Source organism: Actinomadura rayongensis, assembly GCF_009831215.1.
Taxonomy (GTDB): domain Bacteria; phylum Actinomycetota; class Actinomycetes; order Streptosporangiales; family Streptosporangiaceae; genus Spirillospora; species Spirillospora rayongensis.
The window spans coordinates 118936-132651 of the sequence record NZ_WUTW01000010.1; the positions used below are offsets into that span (position 1 = coordinate 118936).

At 72.2% G+C, this 13716-nt stretch carries 14 protein-coding genes; 12 read left to right on the plus strand and 2 right to left on the minus strand.

Going from position 1 to position 13716, the window contains the following annotated elements; all coding sequences use genetic code 11:
* The first annotated feature begins 34 nt into the window (after positions 1-34).
* Genes GQ466_RS29080 through GQ466_RS29095 form a run of 4 tightly spaced genes read left to right on the plus strand, consistent with a single transcriptional unit; the run spans position 35 to position 3646 of the window.
* Positions 35-682, plus strand: coding sequence for an ABC transporter permease subunit (locus GQ466_RS29080; RefSeq protein WP_161106269.1), 648 nt, complete (start codon positions 35-37; stop codon positions 680-682).
* Positions 675-1874 carry an ATP-binding cassette domain-containing protein gene (locus GQ466_RS29085; protein WP_161106270.1) on the plus strand — a complete coding sequence of 400 codons (1200 nt, stop codon included), beginning with the start codon at positions 675-677 and terminating at the stop codon, positions 1872-1874. The genes GQ466_RS29080 and GQ466_RS29085 overlap by 8 nt, the downstream gene beginning before the upstream one ends.
* Positions 1871-2668, plus strand: coding sequence for an ABC transporter permease subunit (locus tag GQ466_RS29090; RefSeq protein ID WP_161106271.1), 798 nt, complete (start codon positions 1871-1873; stop codon positions 2666-2668). Before GQ466_RS29085 ends, GQ466_RS29090 begins: the two co-directional genes overlap by 4 nt.
* A complete protein-coding gene (locus GQ466_RS29095; RefSeq protein WP_161106272.1) occupies positions 2669-3646 on the plus strand; it encodes a glycine betaine ABC transporter substrate-binding protein in 978 nt (325 codons plus the stop codon). It begins immediately after the preceding gene.
* A 349-nt stretch (positions 3647-3995) separates the two neighbouring features.
* Here the strand turns inward: GQ466_RS29095 and GQ466_RS29100 are convergent, their stop codons facing one another.
* Complete coding sequence (locus GQ466_RS29100; RefSeq protein ID WP_337193668.1) at positions 3996-4640, minus strand: TetR/AcrR family transcriptional regulator; 645 nt, start codon at positions 4638-4640, stop codon at positions 3996-3998.
* Positions 4641-4737: 97 nt separating this feature from the next.
* On the opposite strand from GQ466_RS29100, the gene GQ466_RS29105 reads away from it, so the two are divergent.
* The 5 genes from GQ466_RS29105 (at position 4738) to GQ466_RS29125 (ending at position 10153) form a co-directional block, all read left to right on the plus strand.
* Positions 4738-5595 (plus strand): lipase family alpha/beta hydrolase, encoded by an 858-nt coding sequence (locus tag GQ466_RS29105; RefSeq protein WP_161106274.1) that lies wholly within the window; start codon positions 4738-4740, stop codon positions 5593-5595.
* Positions 5596-5666: 71 nt separating this feature from the next.
* Complete coding sequence (locus GQ466_RS29110; RefSeq protein ID WP_161106275.1) at positions 5667-7127, plus strand: aminotransferase class I/II-fold pyridoxal phosphate-dependent enzyme; 1461 nt, start codon at positions 5667-5669, stop codon at positions 7125-7127.
* Positions 7128-7534: 407 nt separating this feature from the next.
* On the plus strand, positions 7535-7834 hold the full coding sequence (locus GQ466_RS29115; protein ID WP_161106276.1) for a class I SAM-dependent methyltransferase: 300 nt from the start codon (positions 7535-7537) through the stop codon (positions 7832-7834).
* A 151-nt stretch (positions 7835-7985) separates the two neighbouring features.
* On the plus strand, positions 7986-9107 hold the full coding sequence (locus tag GQ466_RS29120) for an LLM class flavin-dependent oxidoreductase (RefSeq protein ID WP_161106277.1): 1122 nt from the start codon (positions 7986-7988) through the stop codon (positions 9105-9107).
* Positions 9104-10153 (plus strand): AraC family transcriptional regulator, encoded by a 1050-nt coding sequence (locus tag GQ466_RS29125; RefSeq protein ID WP_161106278.1) that lies wholly within the window; start codon positions 9104-9106, stop codon positions 10151-10153. The genes GQ466_RS29120 and GQ466_RS29125 overlap by 4 nt, the downstream gene beginning before the upstream one ends.
* A 6-nt stretch (positions 10154-10159) precedes the next feature.
* Here GQ466_RS29125 and GQ466_RS29130 read toward each other — a convergent pair whose 3' ends face one another.
* Complete coding sequence (locus GQ466_RS29130) at positions 10160-11137, minus strand: LysR family transcriptional regulator (RefSeq protein ID WP_161106279.1); 978 nt, start codon at positions 11135-11137, stop codon at positions 10160-10162.
* Positions 11138-11233: 96 nt separating this feature from the next.
* On the opposite strand from GQ466_RS29130, the gene sfnG reads away from it, so the two are divergent.
* Genes sfnG through GQ466_RS29140 form a run of 3 tightly spaced genes read left to right on the plus strand, consistent with a single transcriptional unit; the run spans position 11234 to position 13702 of the window.
* Positions 11234-12358: a dimethylsulfone monooxygenase SfnG gene (gene sfnG, locus GQ466_RS29135; RefSeq protein WP_161106280.1), complete on the plus strand. Its 1125-nt coding sequence runs from the start codon at positions 11234-11236 to the stop codon at positions 12356-12358.
* A gap of 6 nt (positions 12359-12364) precedes the next feature.
* The gene (locus tag GQ466_RS33210; RefSeq protein WP_378186718.1) at positions 12365-12427 is read left to right on the plus strand and encodes a putative leader peptide; all 63 of its coding nucleotides are present in this window, start codon (positions 12365-12367) and stop codon (positions 12425-12427) included.
* Positions 12428-12475: 48 nt separating this feature from the next.
* Positions 12476-13702 (plus strand): acyl-CoA dehydrogenase family protein, encoded by a 1227-nt coding sequence (locus tag GQ466_RS29140; RefSeq protein WP_161106281.1) that lies wholly within the window; start codon positions 12476-12478, stop codon positions 13700-13702.
* Positions 13703-13716 lie beyond the last annotated feature (14 nt).

Consider the following 13716-nt stretch of genomic DNA (forward strand, 5'->3'; position numbering starts at 1 on the left):
TGTGATCCGAACAGCCCAGTGGTAGTGATCACCCGTGAACTTTTGGGAGTACCTGCGCAGCCGCCAGGAACTGCTCGTGTTCGAGACGTGGCAGCACGCGAGCATGGTGTTCCAGTGCGTGGTGGCCGCGCTCCTCCTCGGAGTCGCCGTCGGGGTGCTCGTGTACCGGAGCCCGCGGCTGTCGGGGTTCGCCACCGGCACCGCCGGGGCCGTGTTCACGATCCCGTCGCTGGCCCTGCTCGGCCTGCTCATCACCCCGCTCGGCCTCGGCGTCGCCCCGAGCGTCGTCGCGCTGACGCTGTACTCGCTGCTCCCGATCGTGCGGAACACCATCGTCGGCCTGAACGGCGTGGACCGCACCCTCGTGGACGCGGCGCGCGGCATCGGCATGGGGCGCGGCCGGATCCTGCTGCGCGTCGAGCTGCCGCTCGCCTGGCCGGTCATCCTCACCGGCGCGCGCGTCGCCACGCAGCTCGCGATGGGCATCGGCGCGATCGCCGCGTACGTGTCCGGGCCGGGCCTCGGCGAGCAGATCTTCTCCGGGCTCGGCCGGCTCGGCGGCGCGAACTCCGTCAACATGACGCTCGCCGGAACGCTCGGCGTGATCGTCCTGGCCCTGCTCTTCGACGGCTGCTTCCTCGTGATCGGCCGTCTGACCACACCGCGAGGGATCCGTGCCTGACAGCTCCCCCGACGCGCCGGACTCCCCCGCCGCCGGCGCGGCCCCGGCCACCGACCGTGCCGGGATCGAACTGATCAACGTCACCAAGCGCTATCCGGGGCAGAAGACGCCCGCGGTGGACGACGTGACGCTGACGGTCCCGGTCGGCGAGATCGTCGTGCTGCTCGGCCCGTCCGGCAGCGGCAAGACGACCACGATGCGGCTGATCAACCGGCTGATCGAGCCGACGTCCGGGAAGATCACCGTGGCCGGACGGGACGCGCTCGGCCTCAACCCGACCGAGCTGCGCCGCCACATCGGCTACGTCATCCAGGACGCCGGGCTGTTCCCCCACATGACGGTCGCCACGAACGTCGGCCTCGTCCCGCAGATGCTGAAGTGGGACCGCAAGCGGATCGCCGACCGCGTCGACGAACTGCTGGACCTCGTCGACCTGCCCCCCGACCAGTACCGCGACCGGTATCCGCGCGAGCTGTCGGGCGGGCAGCGCCAGCGGGTCGGCGTCGCCCGGGCGCTCGCCGCCGACCCGCCGGTCATGCTGATGGACGAGCCGTTCGGCGCGCTCGACCCCATCACCCGCGAACACCTCCAGGACTCGCTGCTGCATCTGCAGGACGAGCTGGGCAAGACGATCGTGTTCGTCACCCACGACATCAACGAGGCGCTGAAGCTCGGCGACCGCATCGCGATCCTCGACAAGGGCTCGCGGATCGCGCAGTTCGGCACCCCGCAGGAGATCCTGCTCAACCCGGCGGACGCCTACGTCGAGCAGTTCATCGGCGGCGGCCAGGCGATGCGGCTGCTGCGGTTCAGCCGTGTCGCGGACGTGCCGCTCCAGCAGGTGCCCGAGGCGGCCCCCGGCGACGACGCCGACGCCGTCCGGGACCGGCTCGGCGACACCGGGTTCGCGGTCGTGCTGGACGAGCGGCGCCGTCCCGTCCGCTGGATCACCGCGGCGAACCTGGACGGCGTGACCGGTCCCGTCGGCGAGCGCGGCGAGGACGTCGCCGACCCGATCCGGGGACGCAACACGCTGCAGCAGGCGCTGGAGACGCTGATCCAGAGCGACCACGAGTGCGTCCCGGTCGTCGGGCGCGGCGGCGTCTACCAGGGCACGGTCACGCTCGCGACCGTCCAGAACGCGATCCGGGAGATGCGCCGCACCGCCGAGCGCGCGGGGGCGGGCGCGTGACCGCGCCGCCGCTCGGCGACACCGAGGACGCCGCCGCCGGGACGGGCACGCAGGACGCGCTGCACGCCCCGGCCGGACGGTCCTGGCGCGCGCTGCTCCAACCGCTGCTCATCGTCGTCGCCGGCCTCGGCTGGATGCTCTACGTCGAGAACGAGCACCTCGACAGCATCGAGAAGCGCGTCCTCGCCCCCCGCTACGTCGCGCAGAAGACGTGGGAGCACATCGAGCTGGCGCTCGCGTCCACGGCGATCGTGCTGGTCATCGCGATCCCGCTCGGCATCGCGCTGAGCCGTCCGCGCGTCCGCCGCGCCACGCCGCTGGTCCTCGGCGTCGCGAACATCGGGCAGTCCGCGCCCGCGATCGGCGTCGTCGTGCTGCTCGCCGTGATCTGGGGCATCGGGTTCTGGACGGCGATCGTCGCGCTCGTCGCGTACGGCATGCTTCCCGCGCTGCGCAACACGATGGTGGGCCTGCAGCAAGTCGATCCGACGCTCACCGACGCGGGACGGGGCATCGGCATGTCGGCGCCGGCCGTCCTGGGCCGTGTCGAGCTGCCTCTGGCCGCCCCGGTGATCCTCGCGGGGATCCGGACGACGCTCGTGCTGATGGTCGGCACCGCGAGCATCGCCTCGTTCATCAGCGGCGGCGGGCTCGGCGACCTCGTCACCACGGGCGTCACCACGCAGCGGACGCCGGTGCTGCTGACCGGCTGCGTCCTCATCGCGCTGCTCGCGCTGCTCATCGACTGGCTCGGCGGCGTCGCGACCCGGCTCCTCGCCCCGAAGGGACTCTGAATGCTCACCGGACGGCGGTCGCGGACCGCTCTCGCCGCGTGCGCCGCGCTGACGCTGGCCGGCTGCGGCCTGAAACCCGCCTCGGCGTTCATCCCGGACGTCGAGCCGGGCAGCATCCGGCCGATCCCCGGCCTGAAGGACGTCACGTTCCGCGTCACGTCCAAGGAGTTCACCGAGCAGCTCATCCTCGGCAAGATCGCGGTGCTGGCGCTCAAGGCCGCGGGCGCGAAGGTGAAGGACCACACGAACGTGCAGGGCAGCGCGTCGGCCCGCCGGTCCATCACCACCGGCAACAACGACCTGATGTGGGAGTACACCGGCACCGGCTGGATCACCTACCTCGGGCAGGAGAACCCCATCCCGGACGCCGGACGGCAGTTCACCGCCGTCCGGGACCTGGACCTGCGCAAGAACCACATCGCCTGGCTCGCCCCGCCCGCGCCGCTCAACAACACCTACGCGCTCGCCGTCAACGCGTCCGCCCAGCGCAAGTACGGGCTGACGAAGCTGTCGGACATGGCGAAGGTGCCGGTCGCGCAGCGGACGTTCTGCGTCGAGTCGGAGTTCTTCTCCCGCAACGACGGGATGCGCGGCATGCTGAAGGCCTACGGGCTGAACTACGGGTCGACCGTCCCGTCCGGCAACGTCCTCCAGATGAACACGGGCGTCATCTTCAACGCCGTCCAGCACGGCCGCTGCACGTTCGGCGAGGTCACCGCGACCGACGGCCGCAACAAGGCGCTCCACCTCACCGTGCTGGACGACGACCGCCGCTTCTTCCCCATCTACAACCCGGCGATCACCATCCGCGAGCCCTTGCTGCGCGCCCACCCCGAACTCACCGGCATCTTCGCCCAGATCGCGCCCAAGCTCACCACCCCCGTCATGACCGCCCTGAACGCCAAGGCCGACGTCGACGGCAACGACCCCGTCTTCGTCGCCCGCGACTGGATGCGCCAGCAAGGCTTCATCAAGTAGCGCCGCGGACCTCCTCCCTTACGGGCTGGCCCGGGACCGGCGAGACGCTGCGCACGGTCGCCCGCTCTCTCCTCGAATGGCGCGGTCTCCTGGAGGAGCCGGGACGCCGCCCGGCGACGGGACCCCGGTGGCGGCGCGCGCCTACCTGGACGTCTGCTTCTTCCACCCGTTCGCCGACGGCAATGCCCGATCCGCCCTACCGGCGCTCGTGTTCGTCCTCGGCCGGGAGGGCGTGGTGCTCGGCCGGCTCGGGCCGCTGCCCGTCCTGCCGCGTTGGGCCGACGACGCGGACGGCGCGGCGGATCTCGTGCGGCTCATCGAGACACTGGCCCGGCCCGGGGTTGGTTGTTCAGGGGGTGGCGACGCCGGTGCGGACGGCCGTGTAGAAGGCCTGGAGGTCGTCGATCAGCGTGTCCACGGCCGGGTCGTCGGTGAGGAGCCAGTCGGCGACGAGGTCGAAGAGGCCGCCGACCAGGCCGATCGCGATGCGGTGAACGTCGGCGTCCGGGCCGACCGTTCCCGCGTCGCGCCAGAAGCGCTCCACGAACTCGGCGGCCCAGCGGCGGTTCGCGCGGCGCAGCCGTTCGACGGCCGGTGAGACGCCGCTCGCCTGCCCGAACGTGACGAGCGCGCGGCGCGGATCGTCCACCAGCGCGTGCGCGAACGCCGCGATCAGCGCGCGTTCGGCGTCCGGGGCGTCGGGCGGCGCGGCGGCGCGGTGGGCGGTCATCTCGCCCATGATCTGCTCGCTGATCCATCCGACGAGCGCGATGTAGCAGTCCTCGCGACTCGGGAAGATCTCGTAGAAGCTCTTGGTGCCGACATAGGCGTGCTGGCAGAGCTGTTCGATCGAGACGTTGTGGTACCCGTGCGCCGCGCATAGTTCCAGCGCCGACTCCAGGAGCTGGCGGCGGCGCTGCTCCCTGCGCTGGTCGGCGTCGAGGCCCCGGATCCGGCGCCCGCGCGGCGCGTCGGCCGCTTCCGCGTGTGTCACGGTCCCGACATTACCGGCGCGCGAGTTATCAACAAGAGTTCTTGTTCGTAACACGGCAGCGTGCTCTAATGGCGTCTCCCCCAGCGCCGGAGGTCCCATGCGCCGCCGTCTCGCCGCCGTCCTGGCCGCGTCCGCCCTGCTCGTCCCGCTCCTGGCCGGACGCGCCGACGCCGCCCCGCCCTCGTCGGGCTTCAACGACTACAACTGCCGTCCGTCCGCCGCCCACCCCGAACCCGTCCTGCTGCTCCACGGGCTCGGCGGCAACGGGCCCGGCAACTTCCTCACCCTCGGCCCGTTCCTGATGGGCGAGGGGTACTGCGTCTACGCCGAGACGTACGGCGAGGCGCTGCCCCCGATCCCGGTCGGGGGCCTGGTGTCGGTGGACGCGTCCGCGAAGGAGAACGCCGCGCGGATCGACAAGATCCTCGCCGCCACTGGCGCGTCGAAGGTCGACGTGATCGGCCACTCCGAGGGCGGCTACCTCTCCCTGGCCATCCCGAAGTTCCTGCCGGGCTACGCCGCGAAGATCGAGCAGGTGGTGGCGCTCGCGCCGCCGACCCACGGCACGACGTTCGCCGGGCTCGTCACGCTCGCGCAGCAGCTCGGCATCATGTCCCAGGTCAACCAGGTGCTCACCGGCGCCGGGTGCGTCGCCTGCACCCAGCTCACGACCGGCGCGCCCGAGATCGAGCGGCTGACGTCCAGCGCGATCGTCCAGCCGGGCGTCGACTACACGGTGATCGCCAGCAAGTCGGACGAGCTGGTCACGCCGACCGACACCGCGTTCGTCCGCGAGCAGGGCGTCACCAACACCTACGTCCAGGACTGGTGCCCGTCCGACGGCGTCGGCCACATCGGCCTGGCGTACGACGGGGCGGTGGCGCGCTACATCGCCAACACGCTGGACCCCGCGCACCGCAAGCCCGTGTCCTGCGGTTACGGCCTGCCCTTCTGACCGTCCGGTTTTCCGACCCGTACGCCGGGTAGGCGACCGGTCTCCCCGCGCCCCCGATCGAGGAGGAGGACATGGACCACTCCGAGACGCCCGTGCTCGACGCGCTGACGAAGTTCCGCGAGCGCGACGACGTGGTGTTCGGCCCGCCCGGCCACAAGCAGGGACGCGGCGTCGACCCCCGGGTGCTGGACGTTCTCGGCGAGGGCGTGTTCGCCTCCGACGTCCTCCTCCTCAACGGGCTGGACGACCGCCGCGAGTCCCAGAACGTGCTCGGCAGGGCGCAGGAACTGATGGCCGACGCCGTGGGCGCCGACCGGTCCTTCTTCTCGACGTGCGGCAGCTCGCTGTCGGTCAAGACCGCGATGCTCGCCGTCGCGGGGCCCGGCGAGAAGCTGCTCGTCTCCCGGAACGCGCACAAGTCCGTCGTGTCCGGCGTGATCATCAACGGGACGGACCCGGTCTGGGTCCACGCGCACTTCGACGCCGAGCGGCACCTGGCGCACCCGCCGGAGGCCGCCGACGTCGAACGCGCCCTCGACGCCCACCCCGACGCCAAGGGCATGCTGCTGATCACGCCGACCGACTGGGGCACCTGCGCGGACATCGCGGGCATCGCCGAGCTGTGCCACTCCCGCGACGTGGCGCTCATCGTGGACGAGGCGTGGGGCGCGCACCTGCCGTTCCACCCCGACCTGCCCGCGTGGGGCATGTCGTGCGGCGCGGATCTCGTCGTGACGAGCGTCCACAAGATGGGCGGCGCGATCGAGCAGAGTTCAGTGTTCCACCTCCAGGGGGACCGCATCGACCCGGCCGTCCTCAAGCTCCGCGAGGACCTCCTCGGGACGACCAGTGCGTCGTCCCTGGTCTACGCGTCGCTGGACGGCTGGCGGCGGCAGATGGTGGAGCAGGGGCACGGGCTGCTGGACGCCGCGCTGGCCCGCGCCGCGCGCGTCCGCGCCGCGATCGCCGACATGCCGGGGCTGCGGCCGATGGGACGGGAGGTCGTCGGTCCGCACCACGCCGCCGACCTGGACCCGCTCGCCATCAGCATCGACGTGCGCGACCTCGGCATCAGCGGGATGCAGGCCGCCGAGTGGCTGCGGACGGCCTGTCACGTGGACGTCGGCGCCGCCGACCAGTGCCGGATCAACGCGCGCCTCACCCACGCCGACGACGACGCGACCGAGGCCCGGCTCGTGGACGCGCTGCGCGGGCTGACCGCCGACGTCGACCGCATCGCGCCGCAGCCGCAGGTCCGGCTGCCCGATCCCGAGACGCTGTCGCTGGAGACCGTGATGCTCCCGCGCGACGCGTTCTTCGCCCCGACCGAGCAGGTCCCGGTCGAGAAGGCGGCGGGACGCGTCGCGGCCGAGCTGGTCAGCCCGTACCCGCCCGGCGTGCCCGTCCTCGCGCCCGGCGAGCTGATCACCGAGGCCGTGCTCGACTACCTGGCCAGCGGACCGCCTGCGGGGATGCTCGTCCCGGACGCCGTGGACCCGTCACTGCGCACGCTCCGGGTCGTCGCGCACTGACGCCGCGCGACCCGGGCCCGGAAGACGGCGAAATCGGTCAACGACGCGGTCGCGGACATTTCAATATCCAGAAAACGCCAAATGCGCGTGTGCTGACCCGGTTACGTTGCCGACGCCTCATGGCGTCCGGCATGATGATCGAGCGGCGGCCGAGCCGGCGGCACCGGCTTTCCCCGCCGGCGCCGGACCGGCGGACGGCGAGCACGCCGCTCCCCGTCCCGGCCGGACCGCTCCGGGCTCCCGCCTCCGTGCCGCGCGGGAGGCCCGACCCGCGACCACGAGACGGAGCCATGCCAGTGCGCGACCCCGGCGGATCCACCCGCCCGGAACGCCTCCCGGCGCGACCGGACGCAGCCGCCGGGCCGCCGCCCGCACCCATCCGACCACGCCCCGGAATGAGCACGCCGATGCCGACCGGCTCCCCCTTCGCCCCGCTCCCGTCCTGCTCCTCCCCGTGCTGCGGCCGGCCGCCCTGCTTCCAGATCCGCGTCGAGACCGGGACCGGCCGCTGCGTCCCGCGGGCGGCCGAGGCGTGCGGCGTCCACCTGTCCGAGGCCGTCGCGGACGCCACGCGCTGGGCGGGCGAGCGCGGCGCGGCGCACGTCGTCGTGTACGCGACGGCGCGCGGACGACGGCTCGGCGCCCGCCCCGACGGCCCCTTCGACCGGCTCGCGGTGAGCGTCATTCCGGTGGCGCCCCGGAACTGAGCGCGCCTTCCGCGTCACCGCCCGGCACCGCACGGTGATCACACGGGAATGGCTGAAAACGGCCATTCACGCGCCTCTGCGCGCCCATTGCCCCAGGAGATCACGAGTCCGATACTGGGGGCCGGAATACGAAAACCGGAAGGCGGAGGCCGTGGGATTCCAGATCGGCTTGTTCTCTCCCAACACCGAATCGGGCCTGGCCATCACCACGGCGCCGGAACGCTGGCGGGCGACCTGGGAGAACAACCTGCGGCTGGCCCGGCTCGCCGACGACGCCGGAATCGACTTCCTCCTGCCCGTCGCCCGCTGGACCGACTGGGGCAAGGACACCGACTTCCACCGCAGCACCCTGGACCCGCTCGTCTGGGCGTCGGGGCTCCTCACCGCGACCCGGCGCGTCCGCGTCTTCGTCACCCTGCACACGGCGTTCCACCACCCGGTCGTCGCGGCCAAGCAGCTCGCCACCGCCGACCACATCAGCGCGGGCCGGGCGGGGCTGAACATCGTCGCCGGTTGGCACGCTCCCGAGTACGAGATGTTCGGCCTGTCGCTGCCGGACGACCACGACGTCCGGTACGCGCTCGCCCAGGAGTGGTGGGACGTCGTCCGCCGGATCTGGTCCAGCGACGAGCCGTTCGACCACGAGGGCCGTTTCTTCCGGCTCAGGAACGTCGTGGGGTCCCCGAAGCCGTACAACGGCGACAGTTTGCCCGTCATCAACGCCGGGTCGTCCGCGCAGGGACGGTCCTTCGCGGCCCGCAACGCCGACCGCGCGTTCACGGTCGTCGCCGGTCCCGACGACGGAGCGCAGGTCGTCGCGGCGATCCGCGCGGAGGCCGCGACGCACGGCCGCTCGGTCGGGGTGTTCACGCTGGGGCACGTCGTGTGCCGTCCGACCCGCGCCGAGGCCGAGGACCACCTGCGCTACTACGCCGACGAGCACGCCGACTGGCCCGCCGTGGACGAGGTCATGCGGCTGCAGGGCCTGCACGCGCAGTCGTTCACGCCCGAGATGCTCCAGGTCTTCCGCGACCGGTTCGCCGCCGGGCACGGGAGCTGCCCGATCGTCGGCGACCCCGACGACGTCGCGGACGCCCTGGCCGCCTTCGCCGGGGCCGGATTCGATGGGATCGCCCTCTCGTTCCTCAATTACGCGGACGAACTCCCGTACTTCGCCGCCGAGGTCTTTCCGCGTTTGGCGGCGCGGGGCGTGCGGCCCACGCCGGTCGACTATCCTGACGGGACCGTCCCCCACGCACGACACCACACATGACGCGAATCGAGCTGCCCGAGTCCGCCCGCGCGGACGACAATTGCCCGGCGGACCTTTCGCCACCGCTTCTCACCGCGTACCAGCGGGTCGCGAGCAACGACATTCACGAACTGCACGGCGCCGTCGAACCGCTGGCCGTCGGGCACACGCTCGACGCGCTGGAACCGCGGCGTCCGCTCGACGGCATGGTCAACGGCCTCTCGGTGGGTTCGGTCAATCTCGTGTGGGTGCGCTACGGCGGCAGCGGCGTCGTCGTGGAGACGCCGCCCACCGAGGGCGAGTTCGCCATGTGCGCCCCGAACGCGCCGATGGGCGTCGAGTACTGCGGGAACGGTGAGCGGACCGTCGCCGACGGGACGCTCGTCCTGTCCCACGAGCAGCGCATGCGCATGACGCCGCACCCGACGCGCGGCTGCCTGGTCATCGCGACCAGCACGGGCCGGCTGGCCGACCATCTGCGCGACTATCTCGGCCGGGACGCCGAGGCGCCGCTGCGCTTCGGCGGCACCGGCCCGGCCGCCGCGCCGCTGGAGATCGTCGGCCGCACCTGGCGGCACGTCTGCTCGATCCTCGACCACGCCACCGCCGACGGCCTGCACCCCCTCGCCGCGCGCAACCTCGAGGACTCTCTGCTCACCGCGGTGCTCCTCGGCCTGCCGCACACCGCCACGGCCGAACTCACCGAGCCTCCGCGGCGGTCCCCGCACCATCTCGCCGACGTCATCCACGACTGGATCCAGGCGCACTACGACCAGCCGATCGGCGTCGCGGACATGGCCCGCGCCGCCGGGATCAGCGTCCGGCACCTGCAGTTCGTCTGCCGGAACCGGTGGGGGCTCACACCGACGCAGCTCCTGCGCGGCGTGCGGCTCGACCAGGCCCGCCGGGACCTGCTCGCCGCGCGGCCCGGCGCGAACGTCGTCACCCGCGTCGCGCACGCCGCCGGGTACGTCCACATGAGCCGTTTCTCGACCCACTACCGGCAGCGTTTCGGCGAGACGCCGACCCAGACGCTCCGGCGCGGGAACTCCGCGCCGTCCGGCTGACGCGCGTCATCCCGGCCCGGCGCCGTGCGGCTCGTCGCCCCGGACGTGCGGCCGTTCCGCGCACGCGCCGTTCCGCGCGGCGGCCGGACGCCAGCGCGCGGCCTGGGTCGTCAGGAGGCGCATCATGCGGTGGACCGCCCCGGCCAGATGCCGGGTCCGCGCGTGCTGGGCCACGAGGACGACGTCCGGAACGTCGGCGTCCAGCGGCCGGTACGTGATGACGCCGTGCCGTTCGAGCGGGTCGTCGGCGACGCTGTAGTCCGGCAGCAGCGTCACGCCGAGGCCCTCGGCGACCATGACCTTGCCCATCTCGGCGCCGTCCACCGAGTAGGCGAAGGACGGCGGACGTCCGCCGAGCAGACGGTGGACGTAGCGGTGCATCACGTATCCGGCGCGCATCGCGATGAACGGCTCGGCGAACATCGCCTCGGGGCCGATCGCGTCGAGCCGGGCCAGCGGGCTGTCGGCGCGGCAGCACACGGTGGGACGGCCCCGCAGCAGCTCGACGGCGGCCAGGTCGGACGCGACGTCGTCGCCGTCCATGAGGTTGACGAGCCCGAGGTCCAGGCCGCCGCCGCGCAGCGCGTCCTGGATCTCGGTCTGCTGCGCGGTGACCAGCTCCACCTGCGTCTCGGGATGCGCGGCGCGGAACGCGTCCATGACCGGGGTGACGAGCGGGACCGTCGCGGCGTTGACCGTGCCGACGCGGATCATCTGCCGCGTCCGCGACTGGTCGTCGGCGGCCGAGCGCAGCCGCTGCACCGCGTCGATCACCTCGGTGATCCAGGGCAGCAGCTCGCGTCCCTCGGCGCTGATCCGGGCGCCCGCGCGATGCCGGTCGAGCAGCGTGACGCCGAGTTCGCGCTCCAGGTTGCTGATGGTCTGGCTCAGCGCGGGCTGGGAGAGGTGCAGGGACTCGCTGGCGCGGCGCATCGACCCGAGCCGGGTGATGGCCGCGACGCATTCGAGCTGTTCGATCCGCATCGTCCGTCCTCCCGGCCCCGCTGACAGGTTCGGCTTATCGCCCGTTCGGAAAGATGACATTGACCCAGGTCGGGCGGCTTGACCACAATCTAGACTATGTCGATAGACAAACTGGAGAAACCGGAACCGCTGAAGTTCGCGTACTGGGTGCCGAACGTCAGCGGCGGCCTGGTCGTCAGCAAGATCGAGCAGCGCACCGACTGGGGGTACGACTACAACCGCGAGCTGGCCGTCCTCGCCGAGAACAACGGGTTCGAGTACGCGCTGAGCCAGGTGCGGTACATCGCGTCCTACGGCGCCGCGTACCAGCACGAGTCGACCGGCTTCAGCCTGGCCCTGCTGCTGGCCACCGAGCGGCTGAAGGTGATCGCGGCGGTCCACCCCGGGCTGTGGCATCCCGGCGTCCTCGCCAAGTTCATCGCGACGGCCGACCAGCTCTCGGGCGGACGGGCCGCGGTGAACGTCGTCAGCGGCTGGTTCAAGGACGAGTTCACCAAGCTCGGCGAACCCTGGCTGGAGCACGACGAGCGGTACCGGCGCAGCGAGGAGTTCATCCGCGTGCTGCGCGAGATCTGGACGTCCGAGCACGCCGAGTTCGGCGGCGACTTCTACCGCCTGCACGACTTCGACCTGCGGCCCAAGCCCCTCACCGGACCCGGACGGCCCCATCCGGAGATCTTCCAGGGCGGCAACTCCACGAGCGCGCGGCTCATGGCGGGACGCGTGTCGGACTGGTACTTCAGCAACGGCCGCGACCTCGACGGCGTCTCCGAGCAGATCGCCGACGTCCAGGCCGAGGCGGCCCGGCACGGACGGCGCGTGCGGTTCGGCCTCAACGCCTTCCTCATCGCCCGCGACACCGAGGCCGAGGCCCGCGACGTACTGCGCGAGATCGTCGCCAAGGCCGACCAGACGGCCGTCGAGGGCTTCGGCGCCGCCGTGAAGCAGGCCGGACGGTCCACGTCCGACGGCAAGGGCATGTGGGAGGACTCGGAGTTCGCCGACCTCGTCCAGTACAACGACGGGTTCCGCACCGGGCTGATCGGGACGCCCGAGCAGATCGCCGAGCGGATCGTCGCCTACAAGCGGCGCGGCGTGGACCTGTTCCTCCTCGGGTTCCTGCACTACCTGGAGGACGTCGAGTACTTCGGGAAGCGCGTGCTGCCCCTCGTCCGCGAGCTGGAGGCCGACGCCGCCGAGCCCGTCCGGATCGGTTCCTGACGTCCGATGCGTCTCGTCCGCCGCCGCCACATCGACCTGCGCAGGACGTGCAGCGCCCTGTGTCCGTGAACCGTCTTTCCACGACCTGCTCGCTTCCGTCTTCCAAGGAGATCACGCATGTCCGTCGAGACCCGGCTCACCGACCACGTCACCACCAGCGCCGACGACACCGACCGGTACGCCGCGGCCCTGCGCCGCGCGGAGACCGTCGCGGCCGAACTGCGCGCCACCGCCGCCGAGCGCGACCGCGCCAACCGGACGCCGCGCGCCGAGGTCGAGCTGCTGCGCGGCCACGACCTGCTCCAGGTGCAGGAACCCGTCGAGTACGGCGGTGACGGCCTGACCTACGCGCAGGCGTCCCAGATCACCCGCGTGATCGCGCGCGGCGACACGTCCATCGCCCACCTGATCGGCTACCACTACGCCCAGACCCGCATCGCGCCGCTGTTCGGCACGCCCGAGCAGGCCGACGCGCAGTCGCGGCGCAACGCCGAGGAGAAGCTGTTCTGGGGCGGCGTGCAGAACCCGCGCGGCGGCTCCGACCTCGTCCTGACCCGCGACGGCGACGGGTTCCGGCTGAACGGCCGCCGCTCCTTCGCGTCCGGCGCGAGCCTCGGCGACCAGCTCTCGGTGACCGCCGCCTTCGAGGGCGAGCTGGTGTTCGTCTCGCTGCCCGCCGGACGCGACGGGTTCCGCGCGCTCGGCGACTGGGACAACATCGGGCAGCGCCTCACCGACTCCGGCGGCGTCGAGTTCGACAACGCGCGCGTCGAGCGGTCGGAGATCCTCGGCGAGGACCCGCTCACCGGGCGGACCCTCACGCCGTACCAGACGCTCGTCACGCCGCACTGGCAGCTCGCGTTCGTCAACTTCTACATCGGGACGGCCGAGGGCGCGCTGGACGAGGCGCTGGACTGGACGCGCCTGCACGCCGCCCCCTGGGAGACCTCGGGCGTGGACCGCGCGACCGACGACGCCTACATCCTCCAGACCGTCGGGGAGCTGCGCAGCGAGATCCGCGCGGCGGCGCTGCTCGCCGACCGCGCCGGCGACGCGCTCCAGCACGCGCTGGACGTCGGCCCGTCGCTCACCGCCGACGAGCGCGCCGAGGCCGCCGTGGCGATCTACGAGGCGAAGTATCTGACGACGAAGGTGTCGCTGGCGGCGGCGTCCCGGCTGTTCGAGATCCAGGGCGCGCGGGCGACGACCAGCGCGTACGGGTTCGACCGGCACTGGCGCAACCTGCGGACGCACACCGTCCACGACCCGGTGGCGTACAAGGCCCGCGAGGTCGGGGACTGGACGCTGAACCGGCGCGCGCCCGAGTTCTCCCTGTACCGCTGACGCAACGACCCGGC

Excerpts from the sequence above, each read along its gene's own strand:
- GQ466_RS29095 (WP_161106272.1), top strand. The coding sequence starts at position 2,669 with ATGCTCACCGGACGGCGGTCGCGGACCGCTCTCGCCGCGTGCGCCGCG.
- GQ466_RS29105 (WP_161106274.1), top strand. The coding sequence starts at position 4,738 with ATGCGCCGCCGTCTCGCCGCCGTCCTGGCCGCGTCCGCCCTGCTCGTC.
- GQ466_RS29110 (WP_161106275.1), top strand. The coding sequence starts at position 5,667 with ATGGACCACTCCGAGACGCCCGTGCTCGACGCGCTGACGAAGTTCCGC.
- GQ466_RS29115 (WP_161106276.1), top strand. The coding sequence starts at position 7,535 with ATGCCGACCGGCTCCCCCTTCGCCCCGCTCCCGTCCTGCTCCTCCCCG.
- GQ466_RS29125 (WP_161106278.1), top strand. The coding sequence starts at position 9,104 with ATGACGCGAATCGAGCTGCCCGAGTCCGCCCGCGCGGACGACAATTGC.
- GQ466_RS29130 (WP_161106279.1), bottom strand. The coding sequence starts at position 11,137 with ATGCGGATCGAACAGCTCGAATGCGTCGCGGCCATCACCCGGCTCGGG.
- sfnG (WP_161106280.1), top strand. The coding sequence starts at position 11,234 with ATGTCGATAGACAAACTGGAGAAACCGGAACCGCTGAAGTTCGCGTAC.
- GQ466_RS29140 (WP_161106281.1), top strand. The coding sequence starts at position 12,476 with ATGTCCGTCGAGACCCGGCTCACCGACCACGTCACCACCAGCGCCGAC.